Here is a 19892-nt window from a genome sequence, read left to right as displayed (position 1 = left end):
GCGACAGCGTCAAAGCTGCGCCGTGATCGGCGAACTCCTGGGGCTGGCTGCCCAGCGGGACAATTTCTAACCGAGCCTATGTCATAGGTTAATGCATTCCTGCCTGGCCCACCTATGGCTGTCCTAAAAAGCTGGTGGCTTCGATCATTCCGGGTTCCTCAACCATGCTCGACGCTGCAAAAACGCTCTAGGCATGGGACCATGCCGCGCGACAGCACCTTCTGCCGCCGCGCATATGTCCCCATGCCAGTCGGAACTTTTGGCGCGGATAATAGTTCGATCACCAACATCAGCCAGGTAGTCAATTTGTTCCCCACCTCATCCTCGGATGTACTCATTCGCAAGCTTCAGACCATCTCGGATCTTCGAGAGGCCGACATCGGCGTTCTGAAAGGCATTCCGATCCAGGAGAAGGAATATTTGGCCAACCACGATCTGGTGCGTGAGGGCGACCGTCCTGTTTACTCGTTTGTCGTTCTTGATGGCTTGGTCGGTTCCACCAAACATACGGGCGAAGGAAAGCGACAAATCACATCATTCTTCGTCGCCGGCGACATTCCTGATCTGCATGGGCTGCATCTGTCGGTCATGGATTGTAACTTCTCGACCCTTACGCCGGCGCGAATAGGTTTCATGCGGCATGACACCCTGCGTGCCGTTTGCGACCAGCACCCTCGCATCGCCACCGCTTTTTGGCGGTCGACGTTGATAGATGCCGCGATTTATAGGGAGTGGGTCATCAATGTGGGAAGACGCGAGGCATACACCCGCATGGCTCACATCCTGTGCGAACTGATTTTTCGCTTGCGCTCCATGGGGCGCATTGAGGATCACGTGGCGGATATCCCCATTACACAGGCGGCCCTTGGCGATGCGCTGGGTTTGTCCACGGTCCACGTCAACCGGATGCTCCAGGAACTACGACGCAGAGGCCTCATTGCCACCTCGGGATCAAAAGTTCACGCACTGGACTGGGCTGGCCTCACTCACGCAGGAGATTTCGACACGACCTACCTGCACCAAAGGAACCCCGCAGATTAGCAGTGACGGAAGCTCTCCGATGGCACGATTTTTCTTCGACAGCGGCGATGGCGATCTCATCTTCGAGGACGAAATAGGTGTCGAATGCGCTGGCCTCGAGGAGGTCCGCCGCGCGGGATTCGAGGGCCTTGTCGACCTCACGAGAGAGTCACTGAAGAGCGTCGACGGGCAGCAATTGTTTATCGAAGTGCGCGATGAAAATGGCGCCAAGATTTTGCGGCTGAGCCTCTCGCTTCGGGTAAAATCGAACGTATAAATTTGCACTCTACGCGCAGCGTTAGGCGAGCGGACTGGGACTGCAAACATCCACTGGCATGCCGTGTCTCAAAACCAGGGCCACTTTTGAGCGACATGCATTAACCCATAGATTGTGCCTCGATTTGTGTACAGGACAGGGAACCATCAAAGAGCCGCCGAGTTCGTCCAACGGACAAGCCCGGAATCTAACATGGAAGAAATCGGCAAGGCACAACAAAAGGCCATAGCCCGCCTCATACGGGAGTGGATTTCATCGGACGCCAATCGTCGCCAGCTTCGCCAGTTGCTGGATCTGCCGACAGACGCGGACATGCCCAGCGAGCATCGGTCATTGCTTGACGAACTCGACCGAAAGCTCAACCAATGAGCGCCCCTGCTTTCGGGAGGGCTCCCGAGTGGATGCGAGCCGGTGGCGAGGGGAAAGGAGCTGAGGTCGACATCTGGTTGAGGCCGCCGACATTTGACCCAAGCAGACGCGAACGCTTTACGCCGGACGGCGCCGATTGGCCGAAGAAGAATGTTCGGTGGTGTTCGCGGAGCCGCGGTCCGATTCCTAAAGGTGAGTTTCTGCACCTTGCTGCGCGTTTAAAAGTTGAGAAACGGCAGTTATGATCTGCGGCAGAAAAAAGGGCTTGGTGATCATTATGCTGTTGGGCACGCCTTCCGCTCCCCAGTGTACCGCGCTGTCGCCACTGATATAGACAACCGGGATGGTCGAGTTGGACCTTCGCAAGTGCCGAGCGACCTCCCACCCCGACTGTCCTGCTCCCAGACGGATGTCCGTGAGCACGGCCTTGAACTTGGTCGGATCGGGGTCGAAAGCCGCCAGCGCCTCGGCGGCACTCCGAGTGCCGACGACCTGGAAGCCGGCCTCCTCCAAAGCTGACTCGAGGTCGAGCAGGATCATTGTCTCATCTTCGACGATCAGAACAGCACCTTCGCTCATCCGGAATCTCCCCAAGCCGCCACCGCTAATACGAGTTCGGCGTCAACTTGGTTCCATCTGACGCGCAGCAGCCTGTTGGTTATCGAAGCTCTACGCTGCCTCGATTGCGCGGCGGACTTGTGACGTCGGGGAGCCACCCTGGAAAAGGCCGACACCGGCTTAGCTGCTTCGACAGCCTTGGACAATGAGGCTGAATTACAGGTTGTAGCCGACGCTTAACCGTTGCCGACGAGGTCGCTTTGATCAAGCGTTCTCCTGATCTCCAGAAGCTTGCTGGATCTGCGTCATCACCTTTTGGGGATCCACATTCTCGGCGAGTTCCGGCAGCTCTTTGTCGGCCGGGGTCGAGATATTCAGACGCGCCGTCAAGGCAGCCACCATCTCGATCAGCCGCGTGGTTTCATGTTCGTTTAGAAGGCTGATCTGCAAATCCAGTTCGGCTCGGCGCTCGCTGTGGGCGGCCATTCTGTTCTGATTGATCAGCACGAAAGTAGACAGGAAGATTGACTCAACCGAGGCGACCATGGCCAGGATCACGAAAGTCGGGTCCCAGGCTGGGACGGCTGGTATCGCGCCAAGGTTCGCGAGGACCCAGACGACAAGAATTGCAAGGTGCAGATAGACGAAAGTCATGCTTCCCGCGAAGCGCGAAACAGCGCCGGCGACCCACGCTTGAACGCCTTGGTGCTCCTCTTGCTGCCGCCTGTGCTCGACCAGGGCCTGTATGTTCTGGTGGAGCACCGACTGCATGTCGGCTGGACGTTGGTCGCTCATTTGAAAGCCCCGTTTGGAGATCATTCCGTGCAAGCGGCGTCGCTTATCGCCGGTGGCTCCCGCGAGGCCGGATCTGCCTTGAACTCGTCGGCACACGACTTGGGTCGCTGCCGACGGCCCGCTTGGAACAAGGCGTGCCGTCCTGCAATAGTGTGCACCATGCCGACCACTGCCTGCGGGGCGCTCTGATGAACCATATGGCCGGCGCCCGGAACCACCTCAAGGAGAGACCCACCGACTTCCGCGTGCAAGCGTCGTGCATCGCGTTGCGCGTCGAACAACCGGTCCCCGGATCCCGCCATGATGCCGGTGGGCACGGCAATGTCCCTATAGTTGGCTTTTCCCAAGAGGGACGCGGCCAGCATCGATGCTGTCTCCAGAGAAACCGCCCGCAGTTGGGAAGGGCGGCTGGCGACATCTTTGGCCAGTGCGGCGAAGTCGCCGGCGACGACGGCGGGTTTAAAGATCTTCTCCATTGCCCGATGCCAAGCAAGCCTTACAAGCGGGGGCAGCAAGGTGTGACGAAACGCGGTGCCGATCACAGGCAGTGCAGGGAGTGCGGCCAGTGCAAGATCCAGCCGCGGTGGCGGATAGTAATAGCCCGAGACCAGCACGATGCCGACGACCGATTGAGAATGCCTGCGCGCCAATTCGAGGGCGATCCAAGCTCCCCAGGAATGTCCAAGCACGAGGTATTTCTCTATACCCAGCCCGCAGGCGGCGGCATGTATAAGGTCGGCTTGGTCGCGAGCGGACCAACGCCGGCCGCGCGGCCGTGAGCTTCGCCCAAAACCGGGACGATCAAATGCAATCACCCGGTAGGTCTTTGCCGCCTCATCGAAGATGCCGCTCGACTTGAAATCCTCCGCCATGGATCCGTTGCCATGCAAGAGAAGGAGCGGCATGCCGGTTCCGGCTTCGATAAAATGCAGCCGCACACCATCGATCTCCATCACACGTCCGCACGCCCGGCCGGCAATCGCACGTTTGGCGCGGATGGCGTTGTATGCCGCCAGCGCCGCCAACGAGGCCGCGAGCAACCCGGTCGCGAGTTTCGGTCCATCTCTGTCGAACGCCATGCCCGTGCCTGTTGGAAACCATCTGCCGACCCCAACTCTCGGGGCGAAAGCTTGTTCCGCCAGACAAGACAACGCTGTACAACCGGCTCAAGCGGCTAAAGTAGGCCTTCTCCATGGAGTTGGGACCGTTAAGCCTGGGCAGCGCTGCTGCGTCCCGTTTTCCAATCACCCTGCCAACGTGCGCGCACGGCAATCATCAGCATGGCCGCTTCCGTCATCCCGGTCTGGAAAAGTCTGACCAGCTCTCGCGCGATGGATTCTGCCGCGGTAGTGTCCGACGAAATCTCAAATTCCTGACACAGCGCGTCGAAAACCGACCGAAGCGTTTTCAGGTCGTCTGGATAGAGAGCGTCCGTATTCGTAAGAATGGGTCGGTCAAGCATCAAACGTCTCCAAACGAGTGAAGTGCGGTTCGGGCACCCAGCCAGCGGGAGCTCGTCAAGTGCCCGCTGGTTTCCCCTTATCCGCCACAGCGCGCCAAGCTGTCATTAACCTATGACCGCGGTGCGGCGTGTTCGGCTGACCGGCCCGCCAAAGAAACTGCCGTCCTGCGGGGAACTCTTGGCCGCAGACTGCATTTAAGTCCGGGCAAAACGGGGGCGAAATGGGGGCCACTTCAAGCAATCCGCGATCTGAACTGCAGCGCTTCGAGCTTTTGGCAGCGCTGGGCGACCGTATTCGCGAGATTACGGATCCCGCAGAACTGGCCTACGCAGCCGCGGAACTGCTGGGGAACCATTTTGGCATCAGCCGAGCCGGATACGGCACGATCGATCTAGAGAAAGAAACGATCACCATTGACAGGGACTGGAACGCGCCAGGCATCAAAAGCCTGGCTGGGACGCTGAATTTCAGGAACTACGGCTCGTATATCGAGGATTTGAAGCGAGGCGAAACCGTTGTCTTTGAAAACGCCGAGACAGATCCGCGAACCAGCAGCCATGCGGAGGCACTCAAAGCCATCAGCGCCCAATCCGTCATCAACATGCCCGTTACCGAGCATGGCGGGCTGGTGGCGCTGTTATACCTGAACCACTCCGCGCCCAGACGCTGGGCGACGGAGGAAGTAGCCCTCATTTCGGCAGTCGCGGACCGGACGCGTACGGCGATAGAACGCCTTCGCGCCGAACTGGCCCTGCGTGAGAACGCCGAACGCCTTGCTTTTCTCGACCGCCTCGGCAGGGAGATAGCCCTCGCGGCCGACGCCGATGCTGTCATGCAGATCACCACTCGGCTCCTCGGCGAACATCTTGGCGTCTCGATTTGCGCCTATGCCGACATGGAGCAGGACCAAGACCATTTCACCATCCGCGGCGATTGGAGCGCACCTGGCTCGCCCAGCATCAGGGGATATTACAGTCTTGCCGATTTCGGTCGCCTAGCTGTCACCAACCTCAGCGCCAACAAGCCGCTTATCATCAACAACAACCTTGAGGAAATTGCTCCCGAGGAAGCGAAGACCTTTCAGGATATCGGGATAACGGCAACCATCTGTATGCCTTTGGTCAAACAAGGCCGACTGACTGCCCTGATGGCCATCCACGACAAGCAGCGCCGCGTCTGGTCGCAACGCGAACTGTCCTTGCTGACCGAGGTGACGGAGCGGTCCTGGGCTCACATCGAGCGCGTTCGCTCGGAACAGGCGGCACGGGCCAGCGAGGAGAGGCTGAGGCTTGCCACCGACGCGGCCGCTATTGGCACCTGGGATTACGATCCCATCAGCGGAGTGCTGCGTTGGGACGACCGGTGCAAAGCCCTTTTTGGTTTGCCGCCGGACGCGGAGGTGACATATGAAAGCGCCTTCCTGGCGGGCCTCCACCCGGAAGATCGCGCACGGGCCGACGAGGCCGTACGCCAGTCGCTCGCGCCGGGCACCCCCTCCCGCTACGACATCGAATACCGGACGATCGGCCTTCGGGATGGCAAGGAGCGCTGGATTGCCGCAACGGGGGAAGCGCTTTTCCAGTCCGGCCGTGCGATCCGCTTCATCGGCACCGTGGTCGACGTCACCGCGCGAAAGCGGGTGGAGCATCAGCTTCAGTTGATGAACGCCACTGCGGCAGCCGTGGCGGCCGAGCTTGACGTGGAGCGAATTGTCCAGACGGTAACCGATGCCGGCGTGGTGCTGTCGGGCGCACAATTCGGAGCTTTCTTCTACAATGTGATCGACGACAAGGGCGACAGCTATGTGCTCTACGCCCTGTCGGGGGCACCTCGTTCTGCTTTCGAAAACTTTCCGATGCCGCGCAACACCGCGGTGTTCGAGCCCACTTTCCGCGGAACAAGCGTGGTGCGTTCCGATGATATCCTCACGGATCCCCGTTACGGAAAGAACTGGCCCCGCAAGGGAATGCCGGAGGGCCATCTGCCGGTGCGTTCCTATCTCGCCGTGCCGGTCGTCTCGCGTTCGGGCGAGGTCCTGGGCGGCCTCTTCCTTGGTCATTCAGAGACCGGCGTGTTCGCCGAACAGCAAGAAGCGGCCTTGCTGGGGCTTGCCGGCCATGCCGCGACGGCCATCGACAACTCCCGGCTGTTCAAGGCGCTGCAGACACTCAACGGCACGCTCGAACAACGTGTCAAAGATGAAGTTGCGGAACGCGCCAGAGCAGAAGAGCACCTGCGCCAAGCCCAGAAGATGGAAGCTGTCGGACAGCTCACCGGTGGCATCGCGCACGACTTCAACAATATGCTGGCCGTCATCATCGGCGGCCTGAACCTTGTGCAGCGCAAGCTCAGAAACGGCGATACCAACGTCCACCAATTCGTAACCGGCGCGATCGATGGAGCACAACGTGCCGCAGAACTTACCAGGCGACTGCTCGCCTTTTCCCGCCAGCAACCACTGGCGCCGAAGCGGCTGAATCCAAATCGCCTCGTCTCCGGTATGAGCGAATTGCTGAACCGGACGCTTGGCGAGACCATCCAGATCGAGACCGTGCTCGCTGCGGGCCTATGGCATGTCGAGGCCGACGCAGGGCAATTGGAAAGCGCGCTGCTCAACCTTTGCGTCAACGCAAGGGATGCCATGCCTGCTGGCGGCAAGCTGACGATCGAGACATCAAACGCCCACGTCGACGATCGCTATGCCAGGGAGAACGCGATCCCCTCCGGCCAGTATGTGATGATAGCGGTCACCGATACAGGAACGGGCATGACTGCTGATGTTGTCGCAAGAGCCTTCGATCCGTTCTTCACCACCAAGGGGGTCGGCAAAGGCACCGGGCTGGGACTCAGCCAAGTCTATGGGTTTGTTCGCCAGTCCGGCGGCAGTGTGAAGATCTATTCCGAGCAGGGCATCGGAACCACCTTGAAAATATATTTGCCGCGCTCGCACCATGGCGTGCTCGACAGCCAAATCGACGTCGTGGCAGGCGAGCACCCCGGCTGTGCAGACGAGATCATCATGGTTGTCGAGGATGAAGATCGCGTCCGGCTGATGGCCGCGGAAGCGCTGCGGGAACTGGGCTACTCCGTGCTGGAAATGCAAGGTCCACGCGAAGCGCTGGTGGCCGTCGAAAGCGGGCAAGTGCCGTCGCTTCTGTTCACCGACGTGGTGATGCCGGAGATGTCGGGCCGGGAGCTGGTGGATCAGGTCAAGACAATGCACCCGTCGCTAAAAGTGCTCTACACCACCGGCTACACACGAAATGCGATTGTCCACAACGGCACGCTCGATTTCGGAACCGAACTTTTGACCAAGCCCTACACGATCGACGAATTGGCAGAGAAAGTCCGGAAGGTGCTGGATCGAAAGTGAACGGGCAACAGCCCGCGACGCTCGCCCCGTGACCGAACACGCCGTTTGCCGCGTGGGTGTGCAGCGAAAAGGGCCGGACACCGACATCATATTGACATGGCCCGGCTTCACTTTTCCGAGCCAGTATCCCTCCAGATTTTGTCGACCTCTTGCCCATCCGCCGCCTTGCTCATTGCCGTGATGGCGCAGCACGATCGAAATCTCGTTGCCGCCGGTCGCCAGTCGGAAAATCCCGGCGACAAATAAATGCCGCCTCTGGCTCCCTGCGATGCTCAACACTGAAGCTGCCGTAAAAATGCTCGCTGGCCGATGGCCGGATGGAACAATCAACTTGCCGGGATGTTCGGATGATCTAACCGGAGAGATGTCCATGTTCATGCACAACAAGCGCCTGCAATACACCGTTCGCGTCTCGGAGCCGAATCCTCGCCTGGCCTGCATGATCATGGAACAGTTCGGCGGCGCCGATGGCGAGCTTGCAGCGGCCATGCGCTATTTCACGCAAGGGCTTGGCGAGGACGATCTTGGCCGTCGCGACATGTTGCTCGATATTGCGACCGAAGAACTCAGCCATCTCGAAGTGGTGGGATCAATCGTCACCATGCTCAACAAGGGGCTCAAGGCACAGCTGGCCGAGGGCCAAATGAAGGAAGCCGACCTTTACCTGATGATCGGCGCCAGCGGCACAACAGCCAAGGAATCAATTCTGTTCGGCGGCGCTCCCGCGCTGTGCGACTCAGCCGGCGTTCCCTGGACCGCGGCCTATGTCGACTCGCGCGGTGAACCTACGGTGGATTTGCGGTCGAATATCGCCGCCGAAGCCCGCGCCAAGATCGTTTACGAACGCCTCATCAACATCACCGACGACCCGGGAATCAAGGACGCGCTCGGCTTCCTGATGACCCGCGAGATCGCGCACCAGAAGTCGTTTGAGAAAGCACTCTACGCGATCGAAAACAATTTCCCTTCCGGCAAGCTCCCAGGCGTAGAGAAGTACGCCAGCATGTATGTCAACACCTCTCAAGGCGACGGCGATGTCGCTGGCCCATGGAATTCCGGCGAAGAGTGGGATCGGATCGATGACCTTGAAGAGGTGATGCCCGTCGACGGCGGAGACGGCCTGGCAACTGTCAAGCTGGGGGCCAAAGACCTGAAGGTGGTGGCCAGGATGGCCGACCGTACGCTTTCCGATCCGGCTTCCGATCCGACAACAGGCGCTGATCTAGGAGCAGGCCCGGGAGCTGGCCGTACCAAGAACGCCGATTTCGGCGGCGCGGCAAGCATTCAGGAGGCCCCGGCCGTGGCAGAGGCTGCTGTCAAACGCGCACGTAGGCGTTAGTACAGAGCCGACATCATTGCGGGCATCTATGTTCCGCGATGCGGCCGGAAGCTAACACCGACGAAGGCAGGGCGCCGACCAGCAACGGACTGGCCGGAGCGCTCGCATCGACATCTGTGCTGAATGTGGGTGAAGCAACCATGGCCACCGCCGCACCACGATCAGATTCGGAGCGTGCGGGCCAGCCGGACAAGGTCCGTCCCGACGGTTGCGAGAACCGGTGCATCGTGACAATCGGAGCATCGGCCGGCGGCGTCGACGCGCTGAAGAGACTTGTCCGCGATCTTTCGCCGGACATCCCGGCGGCTCTCCTCGTCGTACAGCACGTTGGTCCCACGAGTTACCTCGGCGACATTCTCGGTCGCGCTGCCAACATGCCCGTTGCAAATGCCTCCAACGGCATGAAGGTTAAAAACGGGCACATCTTCGTTGCACCGCCCGGAGCTCACCTTCTGTTACATGACGATCATATGCTGCTGCGGCGCGGGCCGCGCGAGAACCTGGCGCGCCCCGCCATCGACCCCCTGTTTCGATCGGCGGCCTGCAGCTTTGGCGGCAGCGTGATCGGCGTCGTGCTCACAGGCAGCCTCTCCGACGGCACCGCCGGCCTGCACGCAATCAAGATGTGCGGAGGCGTCAGCGTAGTCCAGGACCCCGGCGACGCCGCAGTACCCGATATGCCGCTGAGCGCCTTGCAGAATGTGGAAATCGACCATTGCGTCCCTCTGTCCGAAATGGCTGGCCTGTTGCACAGGCTTGCTTCCGAAATCGCAGGACCGACACCAGAAATCCCGTCCGGCATCCGCCTTGAGGCAGCGATTGCAGCTCAGGAGCACAGCACAATGGAATTGACCGAAGGCCAGCTTGGCACCCCCTCGACATTTGTCTGCCCCGAATGTCATGGCCCCCTATGGGAGATAGAAGACGGGCCGATTACCCGTTACCGCTGCCACACCGGACATGCGTTCGGAGCAGACGTTTTGATGCAGGCCCAGGCTGACGATGCGGAGCAGGCTCTTTGGAGCCTTTTAAGAGCGCACCAGCAGCGGGCTGAGTTGGCGAAACGTACGGCAAAACGCGAAGCCGCGCGGGAAAGACACAGCCTGGCCAGTCAAATGGCTGCGCGGGCCGCGGAATACGAAGCCGACGCGAAACTTATTGAAGAGATCATCCATCGTCGAACGCCGTGACAAGGCAACAGGGTTTGTCAGGGCGGGTGCGTCTGCGCTGTCCCGATCGCATTTTCCCGGATCAGCCGCGTTGCCTCATTGCTTGGCATGTGGCCACGGGTGTCCAGGTCCCATGCTTTGATTGAACACCTGCACCCAAATCCAACTGCATGAATTTTATGCAAAGCAGGAACATAGAAGCATTACGCGAGTTAGGCACTGACGCACTGGACGTATCCTCGCATTCTGCGGTCTGCCGGGGTGGTCCTTGTTATGTAAACGAATGCCAGGACAATGTATCGCTCGCAGCTTTTCGTACCTCTTTTTGGCCTGCTGTTGCTGATGGGTGGCCTGTTCCACGGGCACGATGCCATGGCGCAGGAGCCCTGTCCGGCCGATCACGATAAGCTGCTTGCAGCCCTCAAAGCCAACGTGAAGGCAAGCGGCGGACCAGCCAATGGCGGCTTTGAAACCAACGAATGGGCAGCCATCGTTGCCCGTGACGGCACTGTCTGCGCGATTGCGTTCAGCGGCCCCACCCCCGACTCGCAATGGCCGGGAAGTCGGCTCATAGCAGCGGAGAAAGCCAACACGGCCAACGGTCTCAGCCTGGCTCAGATGGCCCTCTCTACGGCCAATCTCTATGCGGGGGTGCAGCCGGGCGGGCCGCTATTTGGCCTGCAGGAGACCAATCCCGTCAACCAGGCCGCGGCCTATACGGGCGATCCCAAAACGTTCGGAAGCGCCGGCGACCCGCTCGTCGGCAAGCCGATCGGAGGCGTCGTGGTGTTTGGCGGCGGGCTTGCCCTCTACGACGGCAAGAGCATTGTCGGCGGCCTCGGCGTTTCAGGCGATTCCTCATGCGCCGATCACAATGTCGCCTGGCGTATCCGCGCGGCGCTCGGCTTCGACAAGGTCCCGGCAGGCGTCAATCCAAATCGCAAGGATGCCATTGTCTACGATCTGGACCCCGGCGGCAAAAGCGCTTCGGGCTGGGGCCATCCGCTTTGTGCCGGAACGGAGGCCGACATCGCCGCCGAACTCGGCGCCGGCGTGGGAGGCTCGATCAATAAATGAAAGCTATGCCGCAGTTGGCATTAACGCGCGTTGAAGTAGAACGACGTACCCGCAAATTGGCAGCCGGGAATTCCTTTGGCGCTATCCTTCTGGTGACGCTGCTCGCCTGCCTGCTGCTTCTGGGCGCTGCGTCCGAGCCTCCTAAAACACCAGCGATCGTACCGCCAGCCGCAGCTTCGCCACCCGATGACGGCCAATGGACGATGCCGGCCAAGAACTACGCGTCGACGCGCTTCAGCGAACTCTCCGAGATCAATGAAGGCAACGTCAAGAACCTGCAGGTCGCGTTCACGTTCTCGACAGGCGTGAACAAGGGCCAGGAAGCAGCGCCGCTGGTCGTCGGCAACACCATGTATATCGTGACGCCCTTTCCCAACTTGGTCTATGCGCTCGATCTCTCCAAGCCCGGCGCCCCGATGAAGTGGAAGTACGAACCCAATCCGGAGCCGGCAGCACAGGGGGTGGCCTGCTGCGACGTCGTCAACCGAGGGGTGGCATTCGCCGACGGGCGCATTTTTTTCAATACGCTGGACGGCCACACGATTGCCCTTGATGCGAACACGGGCAAGCCGATCTGGAACACTCATGTCGGCAACATCAACATCGGCGAGACCATCACCATGGCGCCGCTTGTGGTGAAGGGCAAAGTGCTGGTCGGCAATTCCGGCGGCGAGATGGGCGTTCGCGGCTGGGTAAAGGCGCTCGACGCCGGCGACGGTCATGTCGTCTGGATCGCCTATAGCACCGGGCCGGACAAGGACGTGCTGATCGGACCGGACTTCAAGCCGCACTACGACATGGACAAAGGCAAGGATCTTGGCGTCACGACATGGCCGCCGGAAGCCTGGAAGATCGGCGGCGGCAACATGTGGGGCTGGATTTCCTATGATCCCGATCTGAACCTGATCTTCCACGGCACCGGCAATCCCGGACCATGGAATCCGGATTTGCGGCCGGGCGACAACAAGTGGACGTCTGGCATTTTCGCGCGCGATCCCGACACCGGCGCGGCGAAATGGTTTTATCAATGGAGCCCGCATGACCTCCACGATTATGACGGCATCAACGAGCAGATCCTGCTCGACATGACCTGGCAGGGCAAGCCGCGCAAGGTGCTGATCCGGCCGGAGCGCAACGGCTATCTCTACATCCTCGACCGGACCACCGGCGAGGTGCTGTCGGCAAAACCCTTTGGTCCCGTAAACTCCAGCAAAGGTGTGGACCTGAAAACCGGTCGGCTGATCGTAAATCCGGACAAGAAGACCGGCACCGGCAAGGTCGTTCGCGATATCTGTCCGACGGCGTCTGGCCTCAAGGACTGGCAGCCTTCCGCGTTCTCGCCGAAGACCGGCCTGCTCTACATCCCGCACAACAATCTGTGCATGGATGAAGAAGGCGTCGAGGTGAACTACATCGCCGGCACGCCCTATGTGGGCATGAACGTCCGCATGATACCAGGGCCCGGCGGTAATCGCGGCGCCTTCACCGCCTGGGACATCGCCGCGGAGAAACCCGCCTGGAGCCTCAAGGAGAATTTCCCGGTGTGGAGCGGCGCGGTGGTGACCGCCGGCGACGTTGTCTTCTATGGCACGATGGAAGGCTGGTTCAAGGCGGTCAGCGCCAAGACCGGAGACCTGCTTTGGCAGTTCAAGACCTCGTCCGGGATCATCGGCCAGCCTATCACCTATCGCGGTCCCGACGGGCACCAATATGTCGCCATCCTCTCAGGCGTCGGCGGCTGGGCCGGCGCAATTGTATCGGGCGATCTTGACCCGCGTGACGCCACCGCCGCGCTCGGTTTCGTCAATGCCATGAAGGATCTGAAGAACGCGACAACCTCGGGAGGCACGCTTTATGTGTTCCGGCTGCCTTGATGGATTGTACTTGACCGTAGGTCCGGCGCGAAAGGCGTGTCAACGGCTGGCGATCGGCATGGCCGCCATCACTTTCGTGTTCTTGACGGCCACAGCCGACGCACGTGAGTTGAGGGTCTGCGCCGATCCGAACAACATGCCGTTCTCCAACGCGGCAGGTCAGGGCTTCGAGAACAGGATCGCCGAAATCGTTGCGTCCGATCTCGGCGCCAAGCTGACCTATACCTGGTGGGCGCAGCGTCGCGGCTTCATCCGCAACACGCTGAAGGCGGGCCTGTGCGATCTCGTGCCGGGCACGCCGAGCAACCTCGAAATGCTGCGCACCACCACGCCCTACTACCGATCGTCCTATGTCTTCGTCACCCGCAGGGACGGCCCCGACGTAGCATCGTTCAATGATCCGCGGCTGCGCGACATGCGGATCGGTGTTCAGCTCATCGGCGACGATGGCGCCAATTCGCCTCCGGTCCAGGCGCTTGGCCGCCGCGGTATCGTCGGGCACCTCGTCGGCTATCCGGTCTATGGCGATTATTCCGCCCCCAACCCGCCGGCGCGCATCGTCGAAGCGGTGGCGAGTGGCGAGATCGACCTTGCCGTGGTCTGGGGCCCCCTCGCCGGCTACTTCGCCGCAAGGCAGAAGGTGCCGCTCCGCATCACGCCGGTTGCGCCCCGCATCGATGGACCGCAACTGCCGATGATCTATGACATCTCGATGGGCGTCCGCCGCGAAGACGATGCGCTGCGCGGCGATGTCAATGGCGCCCTGTCCAGGCACAAGGGCGAGATAGATGCCTTGCTGTCACAGTATGGCGTGCCCCGCCTCGATCCCTCGGGGAGCCCGGTGCGATGAGAGCCGTTGTGGCCATGCTCCTGTTTCCAGTCCTGGCGCTCGCTGCCTGCCAGCGCGAGGAACGTGACACGCGCCCGCAATCGGCGCTCGGATCGGGCGAGCAGCCGACGCCTGTGACCACGCTGGAGCCCGGCGGACAGCGCCCCCCCGCCAGCGATAACAAGGCGGCGAGCTTCGAGGCCAACGCCTTCCATATGAGCGAAGGGAAACGGCTTTTCGGCTGGTTCAACTGTTCGGGATGCCACGCCAATGGCGGCGGCGGCATGGGGCCGGCCCTGATGGACCAGAAGTGGCTCTATGGCAGCTCGATCGAAAGCATCCATGCCACGATCCGCGACGGTCGGCCAAACGGCATGCCGAGCTTCCGCGACAAAATTCCCGACGACCAGATCTGGGAGCTTGCGGCTTTCGTGCGCTCGCTGAGCGGCAACGCGCCGTCTTCCGCCGCGCCGCAACGCAATGACGACATGATGGCGCATCCTTCGGAAAACCGCATGCCCGACGCGGCCACGCTGGGGAAGTCGCCGTGAAACGTCTCGTCTCGATGGCGTTCGCCACCGCCGGGGCTCTGTTGCTCCAGGGATGCGCGGGCTGGCAATCCGCCCTCGACCCGAAAGGTCCCGCGGCGAGCGAACTGGCGTGGCTGATCTGGTTCTTCACCGCGCTCTGCGCCGTGGTGTGGGTGCTGGTGATGATCGCCCTCGTCGTGCCCTTGATGATGCGGTCGCGCGCGCAGGCGGAGCCGCTCGCGATCGAGGCCGGCGCCGACGACCGGAAGCTGCGCGCGGTGATGACCGCCGTCGGGTTGACCGCCATTGTCCTGATCGGACTGACCTTGCTGAGCTTCTTCGCCAACAGGACGCTCGCCGCGATCGGCTCGGATGCCGCACTGACCATTCGGGTCACCGGCCATCAATGGTGGTGGGAGGTGCGCTATGAGGATGCCACGCCAAGCCGCATCCTGACCACGGCGAACGAGATCCATATCCCAGCCGGGGAGCCGGTGCGGCTTCTTCTGACCTCGACCGACGTCATCCATTCCTTCTGGATTCCGAGCCTTTCGGGCAAGCTCGACCTCATTCCCGGCCACATGAACGTGCTCGACCTCAAGGCCGACAAGCCTGGTGTTTACCGAGGTCAATGCGCCGAGTTCTGCGGGGCGCAGCACGCAAACATGGGTACCTTCATCATCGCCGAGCCGCGTGCGAAGTTCGACGCCTGGTGGAACGACCAGTTGCAGCCGGCCGCTACTCCGACGGGGGACGAGGCCAAGGCCGGCCAGGATCTGTTTCTGAAACGCCCTTGCGTGATGTGTCACAGAATAGGCGGCACGCCTGCCGGAGGAACGGTCGCCCCTGACCTCACCCATATAGCCAGCCGGCAGACGCTTGCCGCCGGGACATTGACAATGAGCCGCGGCAATCTCGCCGCTTGGATAGCCGACCCACAGGGCATCAAGCCCGGATCCCACATGCCGGTGGTGGAGCTCAGCGGCGACGAACTCAACGCCATGGTCGCCTACCTCGAGGCGCTTAAATGAGCAGCGCGGACCTCACAAGCGAACGCGACCTGCCGCCGGTGCGTGAAACCTCTACCGCGGGCGACGTCGCACCCGAGCATGACGGACCGCGCGACACCGGCATGGACGATGCCAGCCTGGATCGCTGGCTGACGCGGACATGGCGCACGCCCCCCGGCATCATCGGCGCGCTGTCGAGCGTCGACCACAAGGTCGTCGCACGGCGCTATCTGATCACCGCCTTCGTGTTTCTGTGCCTGGGCGGGCTCAACGCTGTCGCCATGCGCATCCAGCTCTCAGGGCCGCAGCGCGGTCTGATCGGCCCGGACCTCTACAACCAGCTGTTCACGATGCATGGTGTGACCATGATGTTCCTCTTCGCCGTGCCCATCGTGCAGGCGACAGGCATCTATCTCGTCCCGCTGATGGTCGGCAGCCGCAACATCGCCTTTCCCCGCCTGAACGCGTTCAGCTACTGGATCTATGTTTCGGGCGGCATATTCGCCTGGGTGTCTTTCGCGCTCAACATGGCGCCCGACGTCGGCTGGTTTGCTTATGTGCCGCTGTCAGGCCCCGAATTCGCGCCGGGCAAGCGGGCCGACGTCTGGGCCCAGATGATCACTTATACAGAAGTTTCCTCACTGGCCGTCGCGGTGGCCACCATCGTCACCGTGTTCAAGCAGCGAGCCCCCGGCATGTCGCTGGACAGGATTCCGCTCTACGTCTGGGCAATGCTGGTTACCTCCTTCGTCGTCGTCTTCGCCATGCCCGCGGTGATGATCACCTCGACCTTCCTGATCCTCGACCGGCTGGTCGGCACACATATCTTCAACCCCGCCGAGGGCGGCGACGCACTGCTCTTCCAGCATCTGTTCTGGTTCTTTGGCCATCCCGAGGTCTACATCATCTTCCTGCCGGCGACGGGCATGGTCTCCGCGATCATCCCGGTCTTCGCCCGGCGTCCCGTGTTCGGGCATCTCGGGCTGGTCTTGTCGCTGATTGCCGTCGGTTTCCTTTCGTTCGGCCTCTGGGTCCATCACATGTTCGCGACGGGGCTACCCAAGCTCGGCGCCAGCTTCTTCACCGCGTCGAGCATGCTGATCGCCATCCCCAATGGCGTTCAGATCTTCTGCTGGCTGGCAACCTTGTGGGACGGCAGGCCGGTGATCCGCACGCCGCTGCTGTTCGTGTTCGGCTTCTTTTTCATCTTCGTCATCGGCGGCCTCACCGGCGTCATGCTCGCTTCGGTGCCGCTGGACCTCCAGGTGCACGACACCTATTTCGTCGTCGCCCATTTCCATTACGTGCTGATCGGCGGTTCGGTCTTCCCGCTGCTGGGCGCCGCCTATTTCTGGTTCCCCAAGATCAGCGGCCGCATGATGAGCGAGCGTCTCGGGCGCTGGCATTTCTGGCTGGCTTTCATCGGCTTCAACGCGGCTTTTTTCCCAATGCATCTCGTCGGGCTCTGGGGCATGCCACGAAGGGTCTACACCTATCCGGCCGAGCTTGGCTGGGGCAACATCAACCTGTTCATCAGCGCCGGCGCGGTGCTCTTTTTCCTCAGCTTCGTACTGTTCACGTTCAATCTTGTACACGGCGCGTTGAAGGGCGCACTGGCCGGAAACAATCCCTGGGATGCCGGTACGCTCGAATGGGCGACGTCTTCGCCGCCGCCAAGCTATAATTTCGCGCGGATACCGATTGTCACACACGTCGAGCCGCTCTGGGCCGAACGGGAGGCGCCGCCTGTGGCGACCGGACTCCGCGTCGATGTCCGTGAGCTGTTGATCTCAACCGTGGCGGAAGCCCACCCCGACATTCGCGAGAAATCGGCGACACCGTCGATCTGGCCGCTGCTGGCGGCAATCGCTGTCGGCGGTACGTTTGTCTATTCGATCTTCACGCCCTGGGCGATCGTCTGGGGCGCCGCGCCGATCGCCATCACCTTGATCGGCTGGTTCTGGCCCAAGGACGACCCGGAGGATGAGGGATGAGTGAGCGTCCCAGCTTGGATCTTTCGGACCTCCCAACCTTTGGACATGGTCCGCGCAGCCCGACCTGGTGGGGAACGCTCGGCTTCATGGCGCTGGAAGGCATGGGCTTTGCGTTGGCCGCCGGCGCTTATCTCTATCTCGCGACCTTGTGGCCCAATTGGCGTCTAAGCGCCCCGGAACCCAACCATTGGCCCGGGACGATCGTCACCATCCTGTTTATCATCAGCGTGGTGCCGAACCACATCCTCCACGGCTACGCCAAGCAATGCGCGATCGTGCCGGTGCGGATCGGGCTGGTGGTGATGTCGCTGCTCGGTCTGGCCCCGCTTGTCGTGCGCTGGTTCGAATTCCCGGCGCTGAACATCTACTGGGACACGAACGCCTATGGCTCGATGCTCTGGGTGCTGCTCGGGCTGCACACCACACACCTGATCACCGATGTCGGCGACACCATCGTTTTGACGGTGCTGATGTTCACACGCCATGGCTATAGCGGCCGGCGCTTCGGCGATGTCGGCGACAATGTCTTCTATTGGGATTTCGTGGTGCTGACCTGGATCCCGATCTATCTGCTCATCTACTGGATGCCGAGGCTAGGCTGATGCGTGCGTTGAAAATGGGAACGTCCTGGGCTGGTCTTCTGTCGGGGCCGATGGCTTGGGCAATCTCGACGCAGCTGAACTACGCACTCGTACCATGGCAGTGCAACCGCCAGGTGCCGGTGGTGCTTCCCGTGGCACTGGTGCTCGCCGTGCTTTCGCTGCTCGGCGGTGCCTTGTCATGGCGGGCGAAGCGGCAGGGCGGCGCCGCCTTCAAGCCTGAGCGCACGCGCAGCACCGAGCAGTTCGTCGCCGATCTCGGCATGCTTGCGGCATTGCTGTTTGCCCTCGTCATCATCGTGCAAGGCAGCGCGGCTCTCATTCTCGACGAGTGCCTGCGATGAGCTTCGACGCGTTCTTCTCGACCTCGATCTGCTACGGCGCCGGCGCGCCCGAGGCCGGATGGACGCTCGCATTTCCCATCACGTTTCCGCTGGCCGCGATTGCCTTCCTTTATACCATCGGAGCGACTCGGTTGTGGCGCCGCAGCAGCCGAGGCCGTCCCGAGCGGATGCGGCAGGCGTTGTTTTTCGCCGCCGGTTGGGGCGTGCTGACGGCAGCACTGGTCAGCCCCATCCATGCGCTCGGCGAGCGGGTGTTTGCCGCCCATATGATCGAGCATGAACTGCTGATGGCGGTGGCGGCGCCCCTCCTTGTCGCCGCTTGCCCAGGCGCAGTCCTGCTCTGGTCCTTGCCGGCCGCACTTCGCCGCGGGACGGGCAAGCTCACGCGCGCAAAGACGCTGCAATCCGTTTGGGCCCTGGTGATCCGTCCCCTCAACGCGACGATCATTCACGGCGTCGCCATCTGGATCTGGCACATTCCGGCGTTGTTCCAGTCAGCGCTCCAGCAGGGCTTTCTTCATTATGCCCAGCATGCGAGCTTCCTCGGCACAGCCTTGCTGTTCTGGTGGGCGCTCCTACCGCGCCCCGGTCGACAGCAGACCTATGGCAACTCCGTCATGCATCTTTTCTTCACCTCGCTCCATACCGGCCTGCTCGGTGTCCTGCTCCTGATCTCGCCCAAACTCTGGTATCCGGAGAATGGCGCCGGCGCGGCATTGTGGGGAATGACCGCGATCGAGGACCAGCAGCTCGCCGGATTGGTAATGTGGGTTCCGGCAGGCTTGATCTATGGCGGCGCCGCCCTGCTGCTCGCCGGCCTGTGGATAAGCAGCAGCGCAACCAGGGAGGCAACACATGCGCTCCGACCTGGGTAGGCTGATCGGGGGCGCCCTTGCCGCAATCCTGCTGCTGACCGCGGCTGTAGCAGCGGCGACCTTGTGGTCCGACCGGCGCGACCGTGTCCGGCACGATTCGGATGCGGCGACCGGGGGCGTAGGCGCTCGCGCCATTCCGATCATGACGGCGAATGGCTGCTCCGGCTGCCATACGATACCCGGCGTGCCGGGTGCGCAAGGCCAGGTCGGACCCCGCCTGGACGGTGGCCTTGCCGACAGGGTCTTTATCGGTGGCCTGCTGGCAAACAATCCGGAGAACATGATCCGCTGGATACGCTCGGCGAGGGAAGTCAATCCGCACACGGCCATGCCGTCGACGAGGATCACCGAGCAACAGGCGCGGGACATCGCCGCTTATCTCTATGCTTTGAGGTAA

The 19892-nt window shown here is 61.6% G+C and carries 20 protein-coding genes; 16 read left to right on the top strand and 4 right to left on the bottom strand.

The genetic code is table 11. From position 1 onward, the window contains the following. The first annotated feature begins 201 nt into the window (after positions 1–201). The 3 genes from NKI37_RS19035 (at position 202) to NKI37_RS19025 (ending at position 1666) form a co-directional block, all read left to right on the top strand. A complete protein-coding gene (locus NKI37_RS19035; protein ID WP_352787401.1) occupies positions 202–1041 on the top strand; it encodes a Crp/Fnr family transcriptional regulator in 840 nt (279 codons plus the stop codon). Between the two features lie 19 nt (positions 1042–1060). Continuing rightward, the gene (locus NKI37_RS19030) at positions 1061–1297 is read left to right on the top strand and encodes a DUF6894 family protein (RefSeq protein WP_023668023.1); all 237 of its coding nucleotides are present in this window, start codon (positions 1061–1063) and stop codon (positions 1295–1297) included. A gap of 192 nt (positions 1298–1489) precedes the next feature. Beyond that, on the top strand, positions 1490–1666 hold the full coding sequence (locus NKI37_RS19025) for a hypothetical protein (protein WP_352787404.1): 177 nt from the start codon (positions 1490–1492) through the stop codon (positions 1664–1666). A 186-nt stretch (positions 1667–1852) separates the two neighbouring features. Here NKI37_RS19025 and NKI37_RS19020 read toward each other — a convergent pair whose 3' ends face one another. The 4 genes from NKI37_RS19020 to NKI37_RS19005 form a co-directional block, all read right to left on the bottom strand. Continuing rightward, entirely contained in the window at positions 1853–2245 is a 393-nt protein-coding gene (locus NKI37_RS19020) for a response regulator (protein WP_023687818.1), read from the bottom strand. A gap of 243 nt (positions 2246–2488) precedes the next feature. Further along, the gene (locus NKI37_RS19015; RefSeq protein WP_352787407.1) at positions 2489–3019 is read right to left on the bottom strand and encodes a DUF1003 domain-containing protein; all 531 of its coding nucleotides are present in this window, start codon (positions 3017–3019) and stop codon (positions 2489–2491) included. A 20-nt stretch (positions 3020–3039) separates the two neighbouring features. Next, complete coding sequence (locus tag NKI37_RS19010; protein WP_352787410.1) at positions 3040–4098, bottom strand: alpha/beta fold hydrolase; 1059 nt, start codon at positions 4096–4098, stop codon at positions 3040–3042. A gap of 128 nt (positions 4099–4226) precedes the next feature. Then, complete coding sequence (locus NKI37_RS19005; RefSeq protein ID WP_352787413.1) at positions 4227–4481, bottom strand: hypothetical protein; 255 nt, start codon at positions 4479–4481, stop codon at positions 4227–4229. A 221-nt stretch (positions 4482–4702) separates the two neighbouring features. On the opposite strand from NKI37_RS19005, the gene NKI37_RS19000 reads away from it, so the two are divergent. The 13 genes from NKI37_RS19000 (at position 4703) to NKI37_RS18940 (ending at position 19892) form a co-directional block, all read left to right on the top strand. Further along, on the top strand, positions 4703–7855 hold the full coding sequence (locus NKI37_RS19000; protein WP_023821879.1) for a GAF domain-containing protein: 3153 nt from the start codon (positions 4703–4705) through the stop codon (positions 7853–7855). A gap of 370 nt (positions 7856–8225) precedes the next feature. After that, complete coding sequence (locus NKI37_RS18995) at positions 8226–9194, top strand: manganese catalase family protein (RefSeq protein ID WP_023691426.1); 969 nt, start codon at positions 8226–8228, stop codon at positions 9192–9194. Positions 9195–9334: 140 nt separating this feature from the next. Continuing rightward, complete coding sequence (locus tag NKI37_RS18990; protein ID WP_023815899.1) at positions 9335–10384, top strand: chemotaxis protein CheB; 1050 nt, start codon at positions 9335–9337, stop codon at positions 10382–10384. Between the two features lie 273 nt (positions 10385–10657). Next, entirely contained in the window at positions 10658–11440 is a 783-nt protein-coding gene (locus NKI37_RS18985) for a heme-binding protein (protein ID WP_023826387.1), read from the top strand. Continuing rightward, complete coding sequence (locus NKI37_RS18980) at positions 11437–13314, top strand: methanol/ethanol family PQQ-dependent dehydrogenase (RefSeq protein WP_352758031.1); 1878 nt, start codon at positions 11437–11439, stop codon at positions 13312–13314. The genes NKI37_RS18985 and NKI37_RS18980 overlap by 4 nt, the downstream gene beginning before the upstream one ends. Before the next feature lie 58 nt (positions 13315–13372). Further along, positions 13373–14164: a substrate-binding domain-containing protein gene (locus NKI37_RS18975; protein WP_023696352.1), complete on the top strand. Its 792-nt coding sequence runs from the start codon at positions 13373–13375 to the stop codon at positions 14162–14164. Then, complete coding sequence (locus tag NKI37_RS18970) at positions 14161–14694, top strand: c-type cytochrome (RefSeq protein WP_023668011.1); 534 nt, start codon at positions 14161–14163, stop codon at positions 14692–14694. Before NKI37_RS18975 ends, NKI37_RS18970 begins: the two co-directional genes overlap by 4 nt. Beyond that, positions 14691–15704 carry a cytochrome c oxidase subunit II gene (coxB, locus tag NKI37_RS18965; protein ID WP_023729516.1) on the top strand — a complete coding sequence of 338 codons (1014 nt, stop codon included), beginning with the start codon at positions 14691–14693 and terminating at the stop codon, positions 15702–15704. Before NKI37_RS18970 ends, coxB begins: the two co-directional genes overlap by 4 nt. Beyond that, entirely contained in the window at positions 15701–17677 is a 1977-nt protein-coding gene (ctaD, locus tag NKI37_RS18960; RefSeq protein ID WP_023830878.1) for a cytochrome c oxidase subunit I, read from the top strand. Before coxB ends, ctaD begins: the two co-directional genes overlap by 4 nt. Beyond that, positions 17674–18279 (top strand): cytochrome c oxidase subunit 3, encoded by a 606-nt coding sequence (locus NKI37_RS18955; RefSeq protein WP_023704607.1) that lies wholly within the window; start codon positions 17674–17676, stop codon positions 18277–18279. Before ctaD ends, NKI37_RS18955 begins: the two co-directional genes overlap by 4 nt. After that, positions 18279–18620, top strand: a complete 342-nt coding sequence (locus NKI37_RS18950; protein WP_023817816.1) for a hypothetical protein — start codon at positions 18279–18281, stop codon at positions 18618–18620. The genes NKI37_RS18955 and NKI37_RS18950 overlap by 1 nt, the downstream gene beginning before the upstream one ends. Next, complete coding sequence (locus NKI37_RS18945) at positions 18617–19495, top strand: cytochrome c oxidase assembly protein (protein WP_352787420.1); 879 nt, start codon at positions 18617–18619, stop codon at positions 19493–19495. The genes NKI37_RS18950 and NKI37_RS18945 overlap by 4 nt, the downstream gene beginning before the upstream one ends. Next, a complete protein-coding gene (locus tag NKI37_RS18940; RefSeq protein WP_352787422.1) occupies positions 19476–19892 on the top strand; it encodes a c-type cytochrome in 417 nt (138 codons plus the stop codon). The genes NKI37_RS18945 and NKI37_RS18940 overlap by 20 nt, the downstream gene beginning before the upstream one ends.

The organism is Mesorhizobium sp. M0626 (genome assembly GCF_040320665.1).
Taxonomy (GTDB): domain Bacteria; phylum Pseudomonadota; class Alphaproteobacteria; order Rhizobiales; family Rhizobiaceae; genus Mesorhizobium.
This window is presented reverse-complemented; position numbering and strand designations above follow the sequence as displayed.

Bases quoted from the DNA above. Each gene is read 5' to 3' on its own strand.
- ctaD (WP_023830878.1), top strand. From the start codon at position 15,701: ATGAGCAGCGCGGACCTCACAAGCGAACGCGACCTGCCGCCGGTGCGT.
- NKI37_RS19010 (WP_352787410.1), bottom strand. From the start codon at position 4,098: ATGGCGTTCGACAGAGATGGACCGAAACTCGCGACCGGGTTGCTCGCG.
- NKI37_RS18955 (WP_023704607.1), top strand. From the start codon at position 17,674: ATGAGTGAGCGTCCCAGCTTGGATCTTTCGGACCTCCCAACCTTTGGA.
- NKI37_RS19025 (WP_352787404.1), top strand. From the start codon at position 1,490: ATGGAAGAAATCGGCAAGGCACAACAAAAGGCCATAGCCCGCCTCATA.
- NKI37_RS18980 (WP_352758031.1), top strand. From the start codon at position 11,437: ATGAAAGCTATGCCGCAGTTGGCATTAACGCGCGTTGAAGTAGAACGA.
- NKI37_RS18970 (WP_023668011.1), top strand. From the start codon at position 14,161: ATGAGAGCCGTTGTGGCCATGCTCCTGTTTCCAGTCCTGGCGCTCGCT.
- NKI37_RS18945 (WP_352787420.1), top strand. From the start codon at position 18,617: ATGAGCTTCGACGCGTTCTTCTCGACCTCGATCTGCTACGGCGCCGGC.
- NKI37_RS18975 (WP_023696352.1), top strand. From the start codon at position 13,373: ATGGCCGCCATCACTTTCGTGTTCTTGACGGCCACAGCCGACGCACGT.
- NKI37_RS19000 (WP_023821879.1), top strand. From the start codon at position 4,703: ATGGGGGCCACTTCAAGCAATCCGCGATCTGAACTGCAGCGCTTCGAG.
- NKI37_RS19035 (WP_352787401.1), top strand. From the start codon at position 202: ATGCCGCGCGACAGCACCTTCTGCCGCCGCGCATATGTCCCCATGCCA.
- NKI37_RS18985 (WP_023826387.1), top strand. From the start codon at position 10,658: ATGTATCGCTCGCAGCTTTTCGTACCTCTTTTTGGCCTGCTGTTGCTG.
- NKI37_RS18950 (WP_023817816.1), top strand. From the start codon at position 18,279: ATGCGTGCGTTGAAAATGGGAACGTCCTGGGCTGGTCTTCTGTCGGGG.
- NKI37_RS19030 (WP_023668023.1), top strand. From the start codon at position 1,061: ATGGCACGATTTTTCTTCGACAGCGGCGATGGCGATCTCATCTTCGAG.
- NKI37_RS18995 (WP_023691426.1), top strand. From the start codon at position 8,226: ATGTTCATGCACAACAAGCGCCTGCAATACACCGTTCGCGTCTCGGAG.
- NKI37_RS18990 (WP_023815899.1), top strand. From the start codon at position 9,335: ATGGCCACCGCCGCACCACGATCAGATTCGGAGCGTGCGGGCCAGCCG.
- NKI37_RS19020 (WP_023687818.1), bottom strand. From the start codon at position 2,245: ATGAGCGAAGGTGCTGTTCTGATCGTCGAAGATGAGACAATGATCCTG.
- NKI37_RS19005 (WP_352787413.1), bottom strand. From the start codon at position 4,481: ATGCTTGACCGACCCATTCTTACGAATACGGACGCTCTCTATCCAGAC.
- NKI37_RS19015 (WP_352787407.1), bottom strand. From the start codon at position 3,019: ATGAGCGACCAACGTCCAGCCGACATGCAGTCGGTGCTCCACCAGAAC.
- NKI37_RS18940 (WP_352787422.1), top strand. From the start codon at position 19,476: ATGCGCTCCGACCTGGGTAGGCTGATCGGGGGCGCCCTTGCCGCAATC.